This window comes from Mesotoga sp. H07pep.5.4, from assembly GCF_003664935.1.
GTDB lineage: Bacteria > Thermotogota > Thermotogae > Petrotogales > Kosmotogaceae > Mesotoga > Mesotoga prima.
The window spans coordinates 17,383-38,185 of the sequence record NZ_JFHM01000001.1 but is presented as its reverse complement, the minus strand read 5'-3'; the positions used below and the strand labels follow the sequence as shown (position 1 = coordinate 38,185).

Here is a 20,803-nt window from a genome sequence, read left to right as displayed (position 1 = left end):
TAAACTCGTTGAGGTCTATTCTGGACTGACTAGAATCGCAGGCGATCGATTAATCCCAACATTTATCGAATTCCTCCGCAAAGGCAGTCTTTTGTGATTCTATTTTCGTCCGAATAGAGCTTTTTCAGCTTATCACGCTAATCACAGGAACTTTATTTAAAGAAACGGGAATCGAAACACTGTTATTTTTCTCAGTGTCAGAAGTTGATTGAGCGAAATCTCTTTGCTCTAAATGAAGGACCTGCGTTTATTGGAAATTGATCGAAGTGATGGTTACGGATCTTACGAGAGTGAACAGGAAGTTTTCTTAATGAGAGTGAAAGTGAAGGAGAAATACGCTTCAAGGGTTGTCTCTTCAGGAAGAAGATCTTTCTTCGAGTTCGATGAATATTGGGGATCTCAACTTCTTTCAAATGATTTTGGAATCCGTCATGAAGACTGCGAGAGAAATTTATATGGCAGAGATCGAGCTGCGTCTTTATCCAGCAGCCAGACTAATCTACCTTCCTCGGGAGAAATCTTTGAGACCGGCAGTTCGGAATCTTTGTCAAGAAAGACCTTCTTGACGATATCGGCCTTCTAGACTCCCGTGCCCAAAACGATGACATTCCTGGACTGATTCAGTGCTCGAAGACCGAGAGTAATCCTTTTTGAAGGCCTCTCGTCATAAGTTCCTTCAGTGGGAAGAACAAGGGAACGGACATCGCTAATTTCCTTCGACCCGGGAAAAAAACCCAGTGTGCCCATTCTCTCCAAACCCTAGTATGACAAGATCGAAACTTACGTCACACCCTCTGAAGTAATTTATCGGCTCGTTTCTATATTCGGAGACAGCCTCTTATTGAGAGAGTTCACCTCTGATCCTGTGGATGTTTTCGTTGGGAATACAGATCTTTCTAAGCAAGAGTTCATTTGCTGCCGACATTCCCGAAAATTATAACGAGGGTGATTTCACCCCCAGCTTGACATAGATATCCTTCTGCTTTTTAGTGGCTTCTCCGATCAAGCGGCCATGTTCGGGAGACTCAAACCTTTCAATGGTGTCAAGTTCGTCAAGGAGATCTTGCAATGTCCAGTTCTCGAAGAGACCGGTGTCCTGCATCTTCTTCTTTATGTAGGAAAGATAAATCAAGGCGACAAACTCGACAAACAGCTTTCCATTCAGTGATAGTTCAGATGAAACCTGCATTCTACGGAAATTCAACCGGTCTTTTAGGTTCCCAAACCCCTTTTCCAGTATGTCTTTACTGCGATAGAGAGATAAGGCCTCGAAGGGATCGTTGACTTCATTGGAGAGCAGTGCGAAATAGCCATAGTTTCTTGCCGCTTCACGCATCGCCTCTTCATTCGGTGTGATTTTCCTGGATTTACTGGAAACAGTAAAGTATTTGTCGTAGTCCTTCATGCGGTATTCTTCACGTGTGTTGTTTACCAGATCATTGTATAGTCTGCTCAGATAATCGTTCATCTCTGCCTGATCTTTGGCGGCCTTCTCGCCATTGTAGAAAAGATGAAGATATGCCCGTCTATTCGAGCTGAAAAGGAGATCACCAGATTCTTCAATCCGTGCTAAAACAACTCAAAATGATCAATTAGAAATAACCTTGACAAAAAGCCCCAAAAAAGGATTCAACCTCGTCCCCCATATTGAATATTGTTTTCAATTGCTTTGAGGAGCCTTATCACGAATGAGGAATAAGAACGTTAAACCATTTCACATTCCTTCCACTTACAGGTTCTTATAATAGTCTTAGTCTCAAATGGAGGTGACAGAAATGAAGAAGATAGCAGTTCTCTCGATCCTAATGCTGATTTTAGGAGTAGTGGCCACAGCTTCTCCCGGTTTTAGAAATGATATGGATGGGGAGATTTTGGAACTACGTCTGCAAATCCAGATTGCAAATGCAATAAATGCAGCCAACCTCTCTCCTGAACAGCTGGGTCAAGTGTACGATCTCGCAAAATCCACCCGCGACGAACTCGAAGCTCTAAAGGAAAGAGTCACAAATACTCTTGAAGAAACTCTGGAAAAAGCAATCTCAGGCGAAGAAGCGACTTTTCCAGAAATTGATTCAACCAGGACAAGAATGCAGTCGATAGTCGAGAATTATCTGAGCGGTCTGAAATCAGTTATCACGGTCGAACAGGCCGAGAATCTTGCTGAATACTTCAGAGAAAGGCCATTAGCCAATCGTTCTGAAGTGCATGAGAAAAATGCACCCATTATAGGGAGAATCGAAGAAAGACTTCCGGAGATTGAGGAACAGATGAGACAGCAGTTCAGAAATCTCCCTCCCGAAGCTCAGGAACGCCTCAAGAATCTCGATGTTGACGAAAGAACGAGAGTCATGAAAGAGAAGATGACCGACAGGCTCAATGCCAGCAGACCAGGTATAGTTGAGAGACCCGTGCAAAACAAATTCACTACTCAAAGACTCGCAATGGTACTTCTGTCTGACGAAGCGCTAGAAGTAATGGAGAAGATGCTCGGCCAGTAATAACTTTAACGAAGAAAGCTTTTCCGGCCGGGGACTGCGAATGTCTCCGGCTGTTCATTTTGATAACCCTGGTGTTGAAGATAGCATTACTTTTAATCTTGACTACTTAGGGATTCCGATTTCTCGGAAAGAATTAATGCATCTGTATTTAGAAAAATCGCGTATTCAAGAGAATCTTCATTTCTTCATAGAACCAGCAAGACAAACGGCATATGAAGCAACTAAGTTTCTCTTATTACCAAAGATACGTTCAGTACCTCTCTTTTCACTGACTTTCTTACTCCTCTGATCCTTTGATCCAACAACTTCACAGCCTCGAATCCTTCCATATCTTTGTCTATTCTGATGGATGTTAGTTTTGGAGAGAAAATAGAGGAAAAGATAATGTCATCGTATCCAATTACAGATATCTTTCTAAGCAACGACTCATCTATGCTCCTTAGAGCATTGATAGCTGCAAAGGCTCTAGTGTCATTGAAACAGAAGATACCATCGAAAGGAATTGACTCTGAAAAGATAGATCTCACTATCTTGAAAGTATTATCGTAATCCGTAACACGATCATTTATTACTTCATAGTACACTTTCTTATCCTCGGCAATCTTTACAAAACCCTTTTCCCTCTCACTGGAAGCAGAACCGGAATCTCTGGAATTGATCATCAGAAGACGAGTTGCTCCACGAGATACCAAATACTCTCCAGCAAGCTCACCGCCATGGTAGTCGTCTGTAAAAACTTCATCTACATCAAGTTCTTTGTAATCTCTACCGATTACTACAACCGGGAATTGACGCTTGACTAGATCTTTAGCATAAGAGATCTCGGGATTGCTTGGGACAATTATTATCCCTCCAACTCGATGCTCAAGAAGCATGTTTACTGCACTCCTAGCCTCTGCAGATCTCAATTTAGTGTTGATCAAAATCATTCTATAGTTGTACTTCGATATACCTTTCTCAATTCCCTGTAGTATCTCAGAAAAGAACGGATCGTACTCAGCCTCGAAGATAACTCCAATTGTCGTGCTTACATTATTTCGCATAAGCGTAGCTGTAGCGTTTCTTACATAGCCTAACTCCTCAATCTTCTTAAGCACTCTCCTTCTAGTCTCTTGCGAAACATCTGGATGCTTGTTGATTACCCTCGAAACTGTGGAAGTTGAAAGATTAAGGTCTTCAGCAATCATTTTAATGGTAGCGTAGTTCTTCTTCAAAGCATCACCTCATTACTGGACCAAGTAATATTATTCTATCAGAGTTTTTCGGTGTGGAAAGATCGCGCTAAAGCAAGAAACAGTGTAGTTATCGAGATAGACGGCGTCTCACTCGATGAGATTAGTTATGGCTGGTTTTGATTGAAACGAAAACTATGATAGAATCAGGGTGGTAACGCACCCGGGAACGTTCTCAAGTGATGGAATTTCGGACAGGACTACAACTGATAATCCAAGAAGGAGGTTTCATTATGTCAAGAAGACTGTTGGTATTGATCCTGGTGGTGACTCTTGCTTTTTCTGGCATCCTAATGGCAAAAACGACACTCGTCATGTGGGACCAGCTCGCAGCAACGGAAGACATAGTCAAGATGTTCAACGAAAAAATGAAGGCAGAAGGAAAGGATATCGAAGTGAAGCTTGAGCTGATACCTTACGACCAAATGGTTCCGAAGTTCATGGCGGCCCTCTCCGCTGGAATTGCTCCTGACCTCTACGGAATGGATCTTGTTCAGTTTCCTTTCTTTATTTCAATCGGCGCGTTCACTGATATTACGGAATGGGCCAAAGAACTACCTTTCTTTGATGAATTAACGAAAGGAATGCTAGAAATTGGCATGAAGGATGATAGGATATACGGATTGCCTTACCAGATTGACCTATCAACAATGCTTTGGAATAAGGGCCTTTTTGAAGAGGCAGGTTTGGATCCTGAACAGCCACCTCAAACGTGGTACGAACTTGTCGAAATGGGGCAGAAACTAACCGTTGACAAAGATGGAGACGGAATCATTGATCAGTGGGGATTCAACCTTGCAGGTGGCGGAGCTGGCGCTTATATGTTCTGGTTCATGCCCTTTGTCTGGGGTAACGGCGGAAGAATGTTTGATGATGAAGGAAACGTAGCGCTAGATTCTTATGAGACAGTTCAAGCTCTACAGTTCTGGGCGGATCTTGTTCATAAGCACAAGATTGCTCCTGTTTCATCTGTCCAGTATGGTTCTGGCGACAGGTACAATGCGTTCGTTTCAGGGAAACTCGCTATGTTCCTCGGCGGCAACTTCAACATAACGTCTCTGCTACAAGATGCACCTGATATGGAATTTGGAGTAGCTATGATCCCTAAGAACAGAGGGGAATTCGCTTCTTTCGGTGGTGGAAGCCTTCTCGGAATAACCTCACAAAGCAAAAATGTTGAAGCGGCGAAAGAATTCATGGAATTTGCGTTCTCTGAAGAAGCCCAGGTCGGTGCCTTCGCTCCAAGTCTACAGCTAGTGGCGAGACCTAGCCTTTATGATAACGAATACTACAAGGACATCCCCCAGATGATGCGTTTCGCAGATATACTTGGCATAGCGCAAACTCCATACACTGTTAAGTACAATGAAATCTATGATCCAGTTGGTTATTACTTTGAGAGCGTCTTTCTAGGTCAGATGGATGCAGAAACAGCAGTAAGAGAATGCACAAAGGAAATAGAGAAGATACTTGCAGAATAAATATTTCTTCCCTCATCGGGATGGCATTTTACCATCCCGATTTTTTTAGGAGGAACCGCCAATGAAACAGAAGACAAGGAAGGGATTATTTGGGTTCATATTCCTTCTTCCAGTTATTGTGATGATTAGCATATTTTTCATCTATCCCTTGATTAAGGTAGTGTTGATGTCATTCCAAGAATGGAAGATAATGGGGGGATCGAGTTTTGTAGGTTTGTCAAACTACAAGAAGGCACTCGTAGATGATGAGTTCTGGAAAACCCTTTGGAACACCGTAATCTACGCAATAATAGTTACCCCAATGATTTTTGTTCCTGCAGTTTTGCTGGCCAACGCTTTGAAAAAGACTTCACGTTCCACAAAAATTTTCAGAACGATTTTTTTCATACCATATGCGATTTCCTTTGTTGCTGCTAGTTATATTTGGCAATGGATTTACAACGATTCCTATGGAATACTGAATTACATTTTAATATCTCTTAACTTGATAGGCCAACCAATAAACTGGCTTGGGCAGACATGGTTGTCAAGAGTTATGGTTTCCATAATGGTTGCATGGAAGACTCTTGGATTCACTATGATAATTGTCATTGCAGGGTTGCAGGGTATTTCCCCCCAGATTTATGAAGCAGCCTCGATCGATGGGGCGGAGAAATCACAAGTCTTTAGGTACATAACGCTTCCTCTTCTTCGTCCTACACTGGTACTGGCTTTGATTCTTTCACTGGCTGGTTCCTTCAAAGCCTTCGATCACTTCTACATAATGACTAAGGGAGGCCCACTAAAAACTACAGAGACTATTGTAATGTACATAAACAAAATCGGATTCGAATTTTACGACATTGGATTTGGCTCGGCGGTGTCGGTAATATTCTTGGGAATCCTGCTTCTCATTAGTTATTTGCAGTTGAAGGCGGGAGGATTCCAGAATGAGTAAGAAACTCTTCATTACGTTAATCATAATCTCGATAATTTTCGTAATACCGATCTACTGGGCTGCGATAACTTCCTTTAAACCCTCGAGTGAAGTTTTGTCATATCCGCCCAGTTTAGTACCGAAACAACCAACCTTAGCCCAGTTTACGAAGCTCTTCACGGCCGGGGATTCCATATTCACAAGATATGTATTAAATACTTTCATCCTTTGTGGATTAAGTATAGGGATGGTTCTGATACTTAGTATAATGGGAGGTTATTCCTTAAGCAAGCTCGCTTTCAAAGGTAGCAATATCATCTTTGTGATAATCCTGTCTATAATGATGGTCCCATATCAGTCTCTTCTGATTCCCTTGTATGATCTGATGAATGCGATGGGACTTCTAGATTCGTTGTTTGGTGTTTCGCTTATTTACACAACTTATTCCATGCCTTTCTGCATTTTTATGATGAAGAATTACTTCTCTTCATTGCCAAATACTCTTAGGGAAAGCGCCCTTATAGACGGGGCTTCAGAAATGCGAATACTCTTCAAGGTACATCTACCGCTTGCGCTCCCTGCAATTGCAACTGTAATAGTCTATGTATTCTTGATGACCTGGAACGATTTTATACTCGCTCTAAACTTCACCAGCTCAAATGACGTTAGAAACATACAGGTTGGAATTACCTTATTCGCTACAACTAGATTTACGCGCGATTGGGGACTTATAAACGCTGGCGCAACATTCAGCATCATACCCAGTATTCTTGTGTTCCTTCTCCTGCAGAAATACTATGTAGAAGGCATGACAGCAGGAACTAACAAAGAATAGAAAAGCTTTATGAATACAAAGGAAGTGAAACAATGATAGATGTGGAGCTTATGGAACTGCCTCTTGGTGAGATTCGACCTGCCGGGTGGCTGGAAAGACAACTCAAGATTCAGGCAAAAGGTTTGACAGGAAGACTGGAAGAGGTTTGGAAAGATGTGGGACCGGATAGCGGCTGGCTCGGGGGAAGCGGTGAAAACTGGGAAAGAGGACCATATTACTGTGATGGTCTCATTCCTCTGGCCTATCTACTAGAGGATGAAAAACTGAAGGGAAAGGCAGCAAAATGGATATCCTGGACTTTGGAAAGCCAGAACGAGGAGGGGTTCTTCGGGCCCAGGGATAATGATGATTGGTGGCCAAGAATGGTCATGCTCAAGGTTTTGAAGAACTACTTTGAATACACTAAGGATCAGCGTGTAGTTCATTTCATGACCAGGTATTTCATGTATCAACTGCAAAATATAGATTCCAGAGAGTTCGCAATTTGGGAAAACACAAGAAGTGTGGAGAATATTTACGTGATACTCTGGCTCTATAGCATCACTGGAGAAGGGTTCCTGATAGATCTAGCCAAAAGGTTTTTTGAAAAGTCAATGAACTGGTCCAATTATTTCGAAAACTTCAAGTACACAAAACCGACCGGAGAGTATCTGGACTGGGAGAAATTTATGAAAGCTACGGGCGGAAAGGGACTCGAAGGGCTTTACGAATACGAGGAAAGAACGAACAGCACTACATATTCTAAGTTGTTTCAGGAAACTCATGTAGTAAATGTAGTTATGGGTGTTAAGTATCCGGCTTTAAGGTACCTACTCTACGGAGAGAAGAATCAGCTAAAAATAGTCAAAGAAGGAATAAAAAAGCTCATTGATTACCACGGAACATCAAATGGAATGGTAACAGGTGACGAACACTTAAATGGAAACGATCCATCGCGAGGAACTGAGTTATGTGCGGTGGTTGAGTATATGTTCTCACTCGAGATACTCTTTAGAGTTTTCAACGATACAGAGTTCGCGGATATTCTCGAGAAAATTGCATACAACGCATTGCCTGCAACAATTGATAAGGAGCTACTCACACACCAATACGATCAACAAGTGAATCAGATTATGTGCAGTCACGCCAAACGCAATTGGTATAACAATCTAGATGACTCAAATCTCTTCGGACTTGAACCGAACTTTGGTTGCTGTACAGCGAACATGCATCAAGGGTGGCCAAAATTCGTTAAGAATCTATGTTACAAGAGTGATGACGGCGGACTGGTTTTCGGCGTTTATGGTCCTTGCAAGATAGAAACATCCGTAGCGGGGCAGACTATTTTGATAAGAGAAGTAACTGATTATCCTTTTGACGACAAAATCGAAATTCTTATTGATAATAATGCTGATTTTGAAATACCACTTCACTTCAGGATTCCAGGATGGGCCACAAAAAGTGAAGTTACTCTCAATGGTTCAGCGTTTGATCCGGAAAACAATGAGGGTTACCTAACCATAAAACGTTTATGGAACAGAGGTGATAGGGTCGAGTTGGTTTTCCGGTCTAGGGTTAGAACCTCTAAATGGTTCAAAAACTCACTTAGTGTCGAGAAAGGTCCTCTTCTTTTCGCTTTGAGACTAGATGAAAAGTGGAACACTACGAACAAAGACGGGGAGTTTCCTGAATATGAGGTTTATACAACCAGTCCATGGAATTACGCCTTGAAAGTGGATCTTAAGAACCCAGAAAAGAGCTTTTCATTTATCAAGCGAACACAACAATTGTCTGAACAACCCTTTGATCAGAATCTAGTTCCAGTCTTGATTGAAGCCGATGCAGCCAAGGTAGAGGAATGGTCGTGGGAAAGGAATTCGGCCGGGACTCTCCCAGAAAGCCCTGTAAGACCAGAGGGGCCGTTAGAGAAAGTATGTTTGATTCCTTACGGTGCGGCACGGTTGAGAATAGCTCAGTTTCCCTATTTTGAAGAATGAATAACTATATTTTAGAAGAGATTAAGTTGGGCCTCTTTTCAAGGCAATCTGTAGAGAGGAGGCCTCTGTTTTTTGAGAGTTCTGAAAAGGCGTCAACTGAAACACTGCTAATAGATAGCTCTTATAATTATCGATTACCACATACTTATGATAATTTTCACCGCATAATCAGTTTACCTGCACTTTCCGTTACCACTTCCCGTGTCAACGTTATCTATGTTAACTGATTTGAGTTTAGCTCAACATCATTTGCAGATCGATAGGAACCCAGGAGCTTGAAGTAGCTGCAGCGACTGCTTATTGCGTTGACAGCTTCTTCAACTCTCTTTTCCGATACACTTCCTTCGAAATCAACGAAGAAGAGATAGTGCCACATTTCCTTCGTAAATGGCCTTGATTCTATCTTTGTCAAGTTCAAATTGCGATCCGACAGTTCTCCTAGAACTTTGAACAAAGCTCCCGGCTTGTGCTCAGTGGTAAATATCATTGAAGTCTTGCACCTGCCCTCGCACTTTCTGGCTTCTCTTCCCATCAAGAAGAATCTCGTCGTGTTCGTATCAAGGTCCTCGAAACCCCTTCTAAGGATTTCCAGCCCATATGTTTTGGCCGCCAATTCGCTGGCTATTGCAGCCGTAAATGGCATCTTTAAAGTGCCCAAGTCCCTTGCCGCGCCAGCAGTGTCATAATACTCTTTCGCCTCAAGACCCTCCTCTTCAATATGTCTCATGCACTGTGACAAAGCCTGATGATGGGAGATCACGTATCTTATGTCCTCAATTTTTACCCCTTCTGGTGCCATCAGACAGTGCTCAATTCTAAGCATGACTTCCGCATGAACAAATAGCTCGCTTTCTATGAGAGCATCATATGCTGGAATCACAGTACCAGCAAGGGAGTTTTCGACCGGCAGCATTGCGTAGTCTACCTTTTCTTCGCTTACAAGTTTCAGCATCTCCCGAAAAGATCTGCATGGAAAAGTAGTAGGTGATTCCCCGAACAATTTTCTTATAGCCTGTTCTGAATAAGCTCCGTGTTCACCCTGAAAAGCGATACTCCTCTTCAAAGAACTCCCCCGCTCATGAGGCAAGTCCACTGCCTGTTTATATTCTGTTATTCATGATCCTATCTTATAAATGTGGATCATGCTTATAGTAGCTTCTGCGGAAGGTCACACAATCCGAAACAAGTAACACAATTATAGCTCTTCAATTGCGACGTTAAGATGAATTAGCCAGTACAAACTGGTCGCAACGCCTTCAGGTCAGGAGTTAGGAGTACCTCCTGAATTGTTGCTCACCTTGCATAGACAAAAGGCAAATCGAAGAGACCATTGGAAGTCTTCGAACCTATCTCAGCAGCTAGCTTTGCTCTTGTTTGAAACTGGTCGAATTCAGGTGATAGTTCCCATGATCATAGATAACCAGTTCTATCACCGACACTTTCGGTTCATCCTTCAGATTCCCTGTCTGCATACTCCCGCATCGCTTTTGAAAGAAACTCCGCTAACCCTTCACCATACTTATCTGTGTTTGCTTTGAACCGATCATCCATTACACATATGCTATCTAGAGCGGCAAAAGACTCAAAAATATAGTAATGTCCAAAGCTATCGTTAAAGACTCTATACATTCTGTCAATTGCTTCCTGGGCAAGATCTGAATCGGGATCTTTGATCCGAATCTCTGCCAGTCCTTTGAAAAGGTCATCCAGTATCTTCTCCATGTCCTTCCTCTCCCGATCGCTCTTCGAAGTGATGAAATCGTTACTCTTTTCGACTGTCTCATCACCCCAAAGCTGTTTCGCTTCTTCTTCATAGGGGTTGTAGGAGAAATCGAATCCTTTGAACTTTTCTCTCTGACTCATCGAATCTTCTCCTTTCAAAGTCTTGAGCGTCCTTTCCAGTGTGCTGAGCATAGCCTCAATTCTCTCTTTCTCCAGTATCAAGTGTTTCTTCTGAAGCTCGAAGGTCTTGACTCTATCGAACCTCGGGTTGCTTGGAAGCTTCTTGATCCTCTCCAAAGAGAAGCCACACTGTTCGAAGAAGAGAATCTGCTGAAGTTTGTCGAGATCTTCTTCCGAATACTCTCTGTATCCATTTTCAGCATTACGCCTGGGTCTCAAGAGCCCGATTTCGTCATAGTGATGAAGCGCCCTGACAGAAAGGTCTGAGAGCTCGGCAACCTGTTTTGCGTTCAAGAAATTTCCTCCCATAATCACAAGGATATACTATTACGTTGAGTAATAGTCAAGCAAGTTGATGGTTACGCCGATTCAGGATTCTTTGAACGTCCAGAGTGACTCAAGGGGTTTATTATTACTCTTGTGCTGTACTGATGTAAGTAACTTCACTATATTGTCACTGAAGCTTTCCACGTGCTGTAATTGTGAGTGAAGACCTGTTTAGAAATCAAAGAGATGGGTTTGTCGTGGGATTAGTAATTCTGATCCAAAAGAAAAGCAAACTCTTTCTTTCAATGGACAGTCAGACAAATACTAGTTGATATCTACAAGTATCTTTTGCTGAGGTTTGAACCCTTTAAACTGCTGAACATCCTAGGTTCAAAACTGGGGACCGAGAATAGTCGGCAAAGAGCGGTTGCGTGAGGAGATTGAGAAATGGGCATGAAAAACTCTCTGGCATTAATATCTGCGATTCTGGTTTTCGCTGTCATTATTGGTGCAGAATCGACTTCGGTAACAAGCAACTACGAAGAAGCAAGGGAAGTTGCAAGGCAAGCGTATATTTTCGCTTTTCCTATGCTTGAGAACTACAGAACTATGGTTCTCCAGGCAGTGATTCCAAATTCATTCAACGAGTTTGAACATCTTCAAGGATTACTGGGGCCGGAGTTCAGAGAAATAGCAAGACCAAACAACGATATGTTGTTCTCGGCTGCATGGCTTGATCTGAGGAACGAACCGGTAATAATAGAGATTCCAAGCATCTGTGAAAGATATTTCTCAGTCCAGTTCATCGACATGTACACACATAACTTCGCATACGCAGGAACGAGAACCACCGGTTGCAGGAAATTGACAGTAATGATCAGTGGCCCGTCCTCTTTCGTTGAGATTCCCAACGAAATCGATGAGGTGTTCACCAGCGAAGGGAATTTCGTCTTCTGCATCGTAAGAATTTCCGTAAATCCCGAAATGCCAGGAGATATTGATGCTGTTATGAAGATTCAAAACAACTTCAAGATTGAACCCTTCGGGGCATTTTACGGTGGTCAAACTTCTTCAGCTGTCGAACCGATAGCCTTTCCGCCGTTCAGTCAGGAAAAAGCTGAATCGGCAGGCTTTATTTCGTATTTGAACTTCCTTCTTGGACAGCTTGAGATACATCCTTCTGAAAAGGCTCTCATTGAGCGTTTTGGTCTAATCGGCATAGGCCCAAACCTTCCATTTAGTGAAAACGACTTGCAACCTGAGATGATCATCGCGATTGAAAAGGGGATCGAAGATGCGATGAGGATCATATTGCGGCCGTCCGAGAAGATGGGAGTTACAAAGAACGGGTGGAATTTAACGAAACGTATATTCGGCAGTCGTCAGCAAATGCAGGGAAAATACGAAATCAGGGCGGCAGCAGCATATATGGGTCTGTATGGAAATGATCTCGAAGAGGCATATTACCCCACAAGTTACGTCGATGCCGACAATGAAGCATATGACGGCTCAAAGTACGATTACAGGATTCATTTCGAAAGCCATGAAATACCTCCCACAGAACCCGGTGGGTTCTGGTCGATTACAGTGTACGGTGATGACGAGTTCATGGTTCCCAACCCGATAGACAGATATTCTATTGGTAATCGGTCGAGATTGTTATACAACGATGATGGATCTCTCGACATCTATATCCAGCATGATTCGCCCGGCATTGATCTCGAAAGCAACTGGCTCCCCGCCCCTGACGGACCTTTTTCTTTGTCCTTGAGAATGTACCTGCCTTCACCAAGAGCTCTTGATCCTCTGTACTGCCCTCCAGGAGTGGAGAAAGGAAGACCGCGAGATTAGTCTGGTGTGTCTTAATTCGAACATCCTAATGATATAGAGAATTCGAATCTTTGAATAAGAGGCGAAATGTGGAGACCTGAAATGAAACAGATTACCTGGTTAACACGACGAAATCTACGAAATCGTCTTCATTGGAATCCATTTCTTTGAAGATTAATCTTCTTGCAATAAAGTCCACTTAAAAAACTGTAAATCACATAGCGGAAGATTTTTGCGATCCTGAAATACAATAATCTCTGTCTATGCTATCATTGGACTGTTTAATGGTTTGAGGTGAACTTCTTGAATAGAATCGGACTTTGCATAGGCTCAAGCACTATTTCCTGGTATGATGGGCAAACACCCAGGCGACTCCTGCACGAAGGAAATCCACTGAAAGTACTCAAGAGCTTTCTTCCAGAGATTCTTGAAACAGGTTTGGTTGTAGCAACAGGAAAGAAGGGAAGAAAACTGTTGAATCTCCCCCAGATCCCCGAAGTTGAAGCTACTGAATTTGCCTACAAAGAACTGAAAAGCAAGTATGGAGATCATGAAGCGATTATGAGCGTGGGCGGGGAGAATTTTACCCTGTATAAGCTAAACGATAAGGGAAACATTACTGCCGTATTTACAGGCAGCAAATGTGCTTCAGGAACTGGCGAGTTCTTTCTCCAGCAAATGAAGCGAATGGATATCGACCTTGATGATGCAAACGCCGTTGAAACAGACGAGATTTACGAGCTTTCATCAAGGTGCACCGTATTCTGCAAGAGCGACTGCACACATGCTCTCAATAAGGGAACACCAAAAGAATCGGTCCTCAATGGCCTTGGAAAGGTCATGTCTGATAAGATCGGCGAACTCATGCACAGAGCTGGAGTAAAGAAGATACTTCTAGTTGGCGGAGTAACAAAAAATCGACTCATGCTCAACCATCTAGAAGAAATCGCAGAAATCACCATACCAGAAGAGGCTCTCTTCTTCGAGGCCTTCGGTGCCTATCTACATGCCAATACTCTAGAAGAAATCGAGATAGAGAAAGAGAGTGTCTTCAAGGAAGGAGTAATGACTTTCCCGAAGAACGAGCCCCTTTCGAAGTTCGTTAACATGGTTGATTTCAAGAACATGCCTTTCAAAACAGCTGAAAGCGGCGATTCTTGCATTCTCGGCGTGGACGTTGGATCGACTACGACCAAGGCAGTTTTTATGAGAGCAAGGGACAATGCTATTCTAGCGAGTTCATATCTAAGGACTATGGGAGATCCGATAAACGCTACCCGACAGTGCCTGGATGAGATCTGTAATTCACTGGACGTTCCCATCGAGATAATTGGTCTCGGGGTCACCGGTTCCGGAAGGAAGATAGTGGGTCTTTATTGCGAAACGAGTGCCGTCTACAATGAGATCATGGCTCACGCAAGGGCTGCCTCATTCTTTGATAGAGAAGTCGACACGATATTTGAGATTGGCGGCCAGGATGCCAAATACACTTTCTTATCCAATGGCGTTGCCCTTGACTATGCAATGAACGAAGCCTGTTCTGCTGGTACAGGCTCGTTTCTCGAAGAATCCGCAAAGGAATCTCTGAACATAGATTACAGAGAGATTGGAGAGTATGCGCTCAAGGGTCAATCTCCCCCAAACTTCAGTGATCAGTGTGCGGCTTTTATCAGCAGCGACATAAAGACTGCAATCAACGAGGGTATCTCCAGAGAAGATATCTGCGCCGGCTTGGTTTACTCTATCTGTCTGAACTACACAAACAGGGTAAAAGCCATGAGACCGGTTGGGAAGAAAGTCTTCATGCAGGGAGGTGTATGTCTCAATCAAGCTGTCCCAGTTGCAATGGCGGCAGTTTCTGGAAAGGAGATAATCGTCCCACCTCATCCTGGACTCATGGGTGCCTTTGGTGTATCACTAATGGTTAAGGAAAAGCTTCGAGCGGGTCAACTGGAAGAAGAACGCTTTGAGCTTGAAGCCTTGATCTCAAAAGAAGTACGCTATCTCAACACCTTCATTTGTGACGGTGGAGCAGAGAAGTGTGACAGGAAGTGCCCGATCCGAATAATTGAAGTTGGAGGAAAGAAGTTTCCATTCGGCGGCGCTTGCAACAAATATGAAAATGTTCGTCTTAACCTTCCTATAAACAGAAACGAATACATATATACTACCGAAAGAGAGAAGATAGTCTTTAAGCTGCCAGAAGAAAAGGGCCTGGAGACTATTGGAATCAGCAAGTCTCTCTCGATGAATACCCTCTTCCCCCTGTTCTCCAATTTCTTCAGCAGTCTCGGGTTCAGAATTGTCGTACCGGATAAGTCCGACCCCAGGGGCTGGGATAGAAAGAAATCTGAATTCTGTTTTCCAGTCGAACTATCGCATGGTTATACTTATGATCTTCTGGATAAGAATCCAGACTACTTCTTCATTCCTGCAGTCAAGGGCTTAGAGGTTGAGAACTCCGTTGAAAACTCGGTCTTCTGTCCATTTGTCCAGAGCGAGCCGGACTGGCTAATGGGGAGTTTCGAGGAACTCAGATCGAAAAGGATCCTGACAGATTTCTTCGACTTTTCGCAGGGCTTTGAGAAAGAGAAGGAGAAGTTCGTTTCACTTGCGAAGTCAATGGGAAGGAACCGCGAAGAAGCTTTGGCAGCCTTTTCCAACGGAGTGAAATCCTACGAAGATAGTGTAAGAAGGATAAAGCAAATTGGAGAGAGGTTTCTTGAGAACCTAAAGAATTCGGATTTTGGTGTCGTTATCTTCGGCCGAGCCTACAATGCTTTTTCCAGTGACGCCAACATGGGGATACCAGAAAAACTAGCTTCACGCGGAATCCCGGTGGTAACTTTTGACGCTCTTCCTTATGAAGGCGAAAGATCGTATGAGAAGATGTACTGGGCCTGGGGTGAAATGAACTTGAAAGCGGCCAGATATGTAAGGAACAATCCAAAGCTATTCGCACTCTACATAACAAACTTCAGCTGTGGACCTGACTCGTTCTTGATTTCCTTCTTCAGAGACATTATGGGGAAAAAGCCGTCCCTGATTCTGGAACTGGATAGTCATACGTCAGATGCCGGAGTAGAGACAAGGATCGAAGCCTTCGCCGATGTCGTCAGAAGCTCCCTCGAAAGAAAGACTGATTTGGGCGAGAAGAAAAGGGCGAAGAGACCAAAACTTCTCCCGAACAACGGGACATTCAGCATAGAGCTGCAGGATGGAAGACACATACCCATTACAGATCCTTCTGTGAAAGTAATTGTCCCTACCATGGGCGAGTTTGCGGCCCAGCTGATAGCGGCGGCATTCGAAAAGGTCGGTATTAACACTCACGTTCTCCCGAGACCGACAGAATTAGAGTTTCAACTGGGAAAATCTAACTCATTATCCAAGGAGTGTTTGCCTTTTCACTTGACTCTGGGAAGCCTAATTCGTTACCTCGAGGAAAACAAGGACGACGAAAGCATATTAATGTACTTCATGCCCGACACTCGCGGCCCTTGCCGATTTGGACAGTACAGCACTTACATAGATCTTTGGCTAGACAAGAACAACGCGAACAACGTTCTCCTGTTCTCTCTCAATTCTGAAAACGGTTATGCCGGCATAGGACTCAAGGCGAAATTACGAATCTGGGCGAGCATGATTATTGCCGACGAATTTTGCAATGTTGAAAATGCCTTGCTTACACTGGCATCAGACAGAGATGAAGCAGCCAAAGCGACCAAAGAGGCCCGCAAGATTATGCTTGAGAGTGTCAAAAGAGACTCCTTTACCGAAATGACCAAGAAACTGGAGGAGATTTGCGAGAGTATCTCTCACATTCCTCTAAAGGGCGATTTCGAAAGTGCACCGAAAGTCCTTCTCTCGGGAGAGATTTACGTCAGGAATGATGAGTTTTCCAGGAAGTCTCTGGAGCTACTTTTTGCTGACAACGGAATAATCATGCATGCTTCTCCAATTGAAGAATGGATATATTATCTCGATTACATTCTGCTGAAGAAATACGTACCTACCGAACTCGGTCTGCTCAAGAGGGGAACGAAACACGTTGAAACCCTTGTAAAACAGTCATTTGAAAAAAGAATCAAGAAGATTCTTGAAAAGAGTGGACTGTACAAATCACATTTCGTCGACATCGAGTCCATGGTAAACACTTCTAAAGACTTTTTGAATCCGAAGCTTACCGGAGAGGCAATACTGACTCTTGGAGCCGTTTTGTTCGAATCGATAGATACTTACGATGGAGTTATTTCTATAGGCCCATTTGGATGTATGCCTACAAGGATCGCCGAAGCTATTGCGGAAAGAGGTCTGGAACACCTGAGAGAAAACTCCAGCAAACTCAAGAGGGAGATCTTCAAGAACGCTGGCAATATTCCGATTCTCTTCTTTGAGTCCGATGGAAACCCGTTCACTCCAACTGTAGAAAGCCGACTTGAATCGTTCGTGGTACAGGTAAAGAGAGTTAAGTCACTTTCGATGAAACTGAAAAGTCGGGAATTCAAATAACGCTCAAGAGATCAGGATCTGCATTGCTTCATGAATGATCCATAATTTGACCGCCGACTTTCCGGACGACAGCTTCCAAAAGTACTATCAAGTTGTTAAGAATGAAGTTTTTCGGTATGAACCAATCCAACCGGTGTTTTTTCTCTGAATTCAGTTGATTAGCTTTGATAATACTCTAAAATTATCTAGTTTCCATCTCCTTTTGTATTCTATCTATGACTAACAAAATGTGTAGCAAATACAGAAGCACCACCCCATTAGCCGCCAAAACCACGCCAATAACCAGTCCCGGCAAGAGATGAGAGATCAACATAGATAAACCGAATGCAATTGCAAGAACGTTCAGAATCAGCTGAGAGACGTTCAACTTCACCAGTATCTTTGGAATCTTACCTTTCTGTTGATCGGTACTGCTCGCCCGCTGTCCAAGGAACTTGCCAATTGAAATCGCTCCGCCTAGAATGTTTAGAACCCCAACAAGAACGGTCAGAGGATACACCAGAACCTCTGGGATGATGCACGACACAGTTCCAAGGGCAGCGAATACAAAACCTATAAGGATTACAGGTAGCGACCTTGGAAAGACCCCTATCGGGGTGCTTCCCGAAGCAATCATCTGGATCGCAAAAATCATCATCAGAAGACCAAGCTGGGCACTTCCTGAGAACGGTAAGAGACCTAGATTTACCGGTATCAACAGGACGCCCAGAATAATCATAAAAACACTTGTAAATAGAATCATAGCCCTGTCGATGGGAAGTTCGACTTCTCCATCCTTTCTTTTCTGTTCTTGCGGGTAACTACTGTATATCTTTCTCAGGACAAACGAAAGATATGCGATAGCCGCTCCATAGATCAGAACAAAGATCGCCGTCATCTGTACACTCAATAGGCTCTGATTCCAAAGAAGTATTGATATGAGAATCGATGAAACATATGCCACCGTGCATCCGGCAATCAAGTGTTTGAAGATTCCACCGTATTCAAACCAGGCTTTGAGCTTATCCTTCGACAGGATCATTTGAAGAAGCAATAGAGCTCCTCCCGGGCCGAAGAAAAGGAATAGCATAAATCTGGGAATATCGCTGAAGGCATCCGGAACAAAACAAGTTATCGTTCCAATCCCCCCAACGACAAGTCCCGCCAGCAAGACTAGCTTCGATCGTTTCAAGTCGCCAAAGGGGGTTTTCCCCATTGAGATGATCTGCAGGGAGAACATGACCAGCAGAAGTCCGTAAAGACCATTCTCATAATAAGAAAGTCCTCCGGTAGCCACAGGAAAGAGCAGTATCCCTGTAATAAGCAGGATGAGTCCGGCAATCATCAAGATTACTACTTCCAGAGACAGCTCCGATTCATCAAAAACCTTTGTCAGATTCATGGGCATCAGACCTTATCAATAATAAGTTCCTTTGGTTCTGTAGTTCTCCCGTCTTTCAGCTGCCAAATTGAAAGCAAATTCATCAAATTTTTCTCTGTCTGTTCGATAAAGCTCGTCAAAATCGCGCATTTTCTGGGGGAAGACTATCAGCAGATCTCCTTTCTCCATTTTTTCGACTATGTAATTCACCGCTTCTTCAACGGATACTGAGTCCGGTGGAGGAGTAAGCCCTCCGAAGATAGCCGTTCTAACATTTCCGGGGCATACAACGCTGAATTTCAATCCTTCATTGAAAAGCTCATAATAGAGGCTTTCAGTCATAGTTTTAACCGCGCTCTTTGAGCATGCATACAGCGCCTGATATGGGACAGGAACCAATCCAGTGATGGAAGCTGTATTAATTATGTGGCCCGACTTCTGCTCCCTCATAATCGGTATGGCGTGGTACGTTCCGTAGATCACTCCCCAGAGATTGATATCTATCACTTTCTTCCAGATCTCGAGAGTCACCATCTCAGTTGGAATAGTCATACCTATTCCGGCATTGTTGAAGACAAAGTCAAGATGACCTTCGTACTTCCTTGCTGATTTGATGAGCTTCTCTACCTGCTCTTCTTTTGTCACATCGGTAAGGAATGGTACTGCTTCCCCTTCATACTTTGAACTCAGTCTTTCCGATTCTCTATCGAGATTTTCCTGGCTTACATCTGCCATAAATACAGCCTTCGCGCCCCTCGAGAGCATCTCCTCGGTCAAACCGAGTCCGATTCCCGAAGCCGCTCCAGTGACAACCGCAACCTTATTTTCAAAGTATTCGTTCATCTCTTCCTCCTCCGGTAATTCATGGAAGTATCCTGGAATCGCCGACATTCAACTTCACAATTCCTTTTGCCATACTTGCCGATTTAACCCTTCTGATCGGCAAAGCCTCCAGTGATCTTATGATCCTTGTCTGCAAAGGATGTTGCTCATAAGACAGGCCAGTCCATTTCACAGCGCCTGTACCAATCCACATTTTTCTCAACACCATCTCTTGAGGATACAGAGTAGCATGGCTCAGAGTAGCACCACCCTTTCCCAAATTAGGCAGATATCTCCACCCAAACAGATTGATCTTCGAATCCTTGTTTAGCTCCGACAGATCCTCTTCACTTACCTCATCACCTCTCTGAAGATCGATTTTTAGGAATGTGAACTGCTCGTAGCTGGCCGCCACAAACCAGTGATTCTCCAGATGACGCTCGGACGAGATGTCTGCAAACACCTTTGGTACTCCATCCTCTTCACGTCCCCCGATTATCGGGCAGGTCTTGTTTTCCCACACTACAAGCGCGTAGACTCCTTCAAGACCCTCTGAGTTTCCAACATACTTTACAGGTGTCGTCACCTGAATGAGCCTGTACTCTCCCCCAATCATCCAGTCCACATCCCGACAATTGGTATACTGGACACTGACAACCGGCTCCTTAAGTTCGAAGTCCTCGGGAATGTAGCTTAATAGAGCATTTTCGTCTGTTTCATAGTCAACACAGATAACTGTATTATCACCGTAGACAACTCTAACCGGGTAGAATGGGGCCCCACCGAAATGCACCGGCATCTTGTAGATAAAGTCCGCGTTAAACACGAATTTTCCTTTTTTCCCGGACACTTCACTTCCTCCTCTCATCATTATTATGGATGATGGAACTCAATATCCTGCCGCACGCATATTCTTCTAGACCCACAAGATTCTGGAAATCATCTCGGAGAATTTGCTCTATCATTGACCTTTAATGAATCTAAAACCGTCTGGCAATCGTCGAAAAACTGGTAGATGAAGTCAGGATGAATAGGGATTGTATGGGAAGCCCGGCCTCTAATTCATGTTAATTAGATCACAATATCTAATGAACTTCCAAGCAAAAATGAATCCATCACAACATGAGCAATAGGCGTAATGTTCAAATAATATCAGCATAAATTATGTCGCT

15 protein-coding genes and 1 pseudogene are annotated in these 20,803 nt (G+C 43.5%); 8 read left to right on the top strand and 8 right to left on the bottom strand.

The features are described from left to right. Positions 1-310 precede the first annotated feature (310 nt). The gene (locus Y696_RS00175) at positions 311-583 is read left to right on the top strand and encodes a hypothetical protein (RefSeq protein ID WP_147431760.1); all 273 of its coding nucleotides are present in this window, start codon (positions 311-313) and stop codon (positions 581-583) included. Here the strand turns inward: Y696_RS00175 and Y696_RS14425 are convergent. Both Y696_RS14425 and Y696_RS00165 read right to left on the bottom strand, forming a co-directional pair. Then, the gene (locus Y696_RS14425) at positions 580-747 is read right to left on the bottom strand and encodes a 6-phosphogluconolactonase (protein WP_147431759.1); all 168 of its coding nucleotides are present in this window, start codon (positions 745-747) and stop codon (positions 580-582) included. The genes Y696_RS00175 and Y696_RS14425 overlap by 4 nt on opposite strands. 187 nt (positions 748-934) lie before the next feature. Further along, a pseudogene (locus Y696_RS00165) lies at positions 935-1,543 on the bottom strand (transposase); the annotation flags it as partial. A gap of 232 nt (positions 1,544-1,775) precedes the next feature. Here Y696_RS00165 and Y696_RS00160 point away from each other — a divergent pair. Beyond that, entirely contained in the window at positions 1,776-2,498 is a 723-nt protein-coding gene (locus tag Y696_RS00160; protein WP_014731732.1) for a hypothetical protein, read from the top strand. A gap of 221 nt (positions 2,499-2,719) precedes the next feature. On the opposite strand, the gene Y696_RS00155 is transcribed toward Y696_RS00160, so the two are convergent. Further along, positions 2,720-3,712 carry a LacI family DNA-binding transcriptional regulator gene (locus Y696_RS00155; RefSeq protein WP_014731733.1) on the bottom strand — a complete coding sequence of 331 codons (993 nt, stop codon included), beginning with the start codon at positions 3,710-3,712 and terminating at the stop codon, positions 2,720-2,722. A 251-nt stretch (positions 3,713-3,963) separates the two neighbouring features. On the opposite strand from Y696_RS00155, the gene Y696_RS00150 reads away from it, so the two are divergent. The 4 genes from Y696_RS00150 (at position 3,964) to Y696_RS00135 (ending at position 8,938) form a co-directional block, all read left to right on the top strand. Next, a complete protein-coding gene (locus tag Y696_RS00150; protein WP_014731734.1) occupies positions 3,964-5,211 on the top strand; it encodes an ABC transporter substrate-binding protein in 1,248 nt (415 codons plus the stop codon). Between the two features lie 61 nt (positions 5,212-5,272). Further along, positions 5,273-6,148 carry a carbohydrate ABC transporter permease gene (locus Y696_RS00145; RefSeq protein ID WP_014731735.1) on the top strand — a complete coding sequence of 292 codons (876 nt, stop codon included), beginning with the start codon at positions 5,273-5,275 and terminating at the stop codon, positions 6,146-6,148. Beyond that, positions 6,141-6,962 (top strand): carbohydrate ABC transporter permease, encoded by an 822-nt coding sequence (locus Y696_RS00140; protein ID WP_006490014.1) that lies wholly within the window; start codon positions 6,141-6,143, stop codon positions 6,960-6,962. The genes Y696_RS00145 and Y696_RS00140 overlap by 8 nt, the downstream gene beginning before the upstream one ends. Positions 6,963-6,994: 32 nt before the next feature. Continuing rightward, on the top strand, positions 6,995-8,938 hold the full coding sequence (locus tag Y696_RS00135) for a beta-L-arabinofuranosidase domain-containing protein (RefSeq protein ID WP_014731736.1): 1,944 nt from the start codon (positions 6,995-6,997) through the stop codon (positions 8,936-8,938). Positions 8,939-9,152: 214 nt separating this feature from the next. Here Y696_RS00135 and pheA read toward each other — a convergent pair whose 3' ends face one another. Further along, entirely contained in the window at positions 9,153-10,001 is an 849-nt protein-coding gene (gene pheA / locus Y696_RS00130; RefSeq protein ID WP_259459812.1) for a prephenate dehydratase, read from the bottom strand. Between the two features lie 383 nt (positions 10,002-10,384). Continuing rightward, complete coding sequence (locus tag Y696_RS00125; RefSeq protein ID WP_006490011.1) at positions 10,385-11,134, bottom strand: MerR family transcriptional regulator; 750 nt, start codon at positions 11,132-11,134, stop codon at positions 10,385-10,387. Positions 11,135-11,554: 420 nt separating this feature from the next. Between Y696_RS00125 and Y696_RS00120 the strand changes: the two genes are divergently transcribed. Together Y696_RS00120 and Y696_RS00115 are read left to right on the top strand one after the other, a co-directional pair. Next, positions 11,555-12,958, top strand: coding sequence for a DUF1254 domain-containing protein (locus Y696_RS00120; RefSeq protein WP_121509502.1), 1,404 nt, complete (start codon positions 11,555-11,557; stop codon positions 12,956-12,958). Positions 12,959-13,240: 282 nt separating this feature from the next. Beyond that, the gene (locus Y696_RS00115) at positions 13,241-17,449 is read left to right on the top strand and encodes an acyl-CoA dehydratase activase (protein ID WP_121509501.1); all 4,209 of its coding nucleotides are present in this window, start codon (positions 13,241-13,243) and stop codon (positions 17,447-17,449) included. 181 nt (positions 17,450-17,630) lie between these two features. Here Y696_RS00115 and Y696_RS00110 read toward each other — a convergent pair whose 3' ends face one another. From Y696_RS00110 to Y696_RS00100, 3 genes are read right to left on the bottom strand one after another with little or no spacing between them, the layout of a single operon-like run. Continuing rightward, complete coding sequence (locus Y696_RS00110; RefSeq protein ID WP_039882539.1) at positions 17,631-18,830, bottom strand: hypothetical protein; 1,200 nt, start codon at positions 18,828-18,830, stop codon at positions 17,631-17,633. A gap of 15 nt (positions 18,831-18,845) precedes the next feature. Beyond that, a complete protein-coding gene (locus Y696_RS00105) occupies positions 18,846-19,652 on the bottom strand; it encodes an SDR family oxidoreductase (protein WP_006490001.1) in 807 nt (268 codons plus the stop codon). 19 nt (positions 19,653-19,671) lie between these two features. Next, the gene (locus tag Y696_RS00100) at positions 19,672-20,481 is read right to left on the bottom strand and encodes an acetoacetate decarboxylase family protein (RefSeq protein WP_006489999.1); all 810 of its coding nucleotides are present in this window, start codon (positions 20,479-20,481) and stop codon (positions 19,672-19,674) included. Between the last annotated feature and the right edge of the window lie 322 nt (positions 20,482-20,803).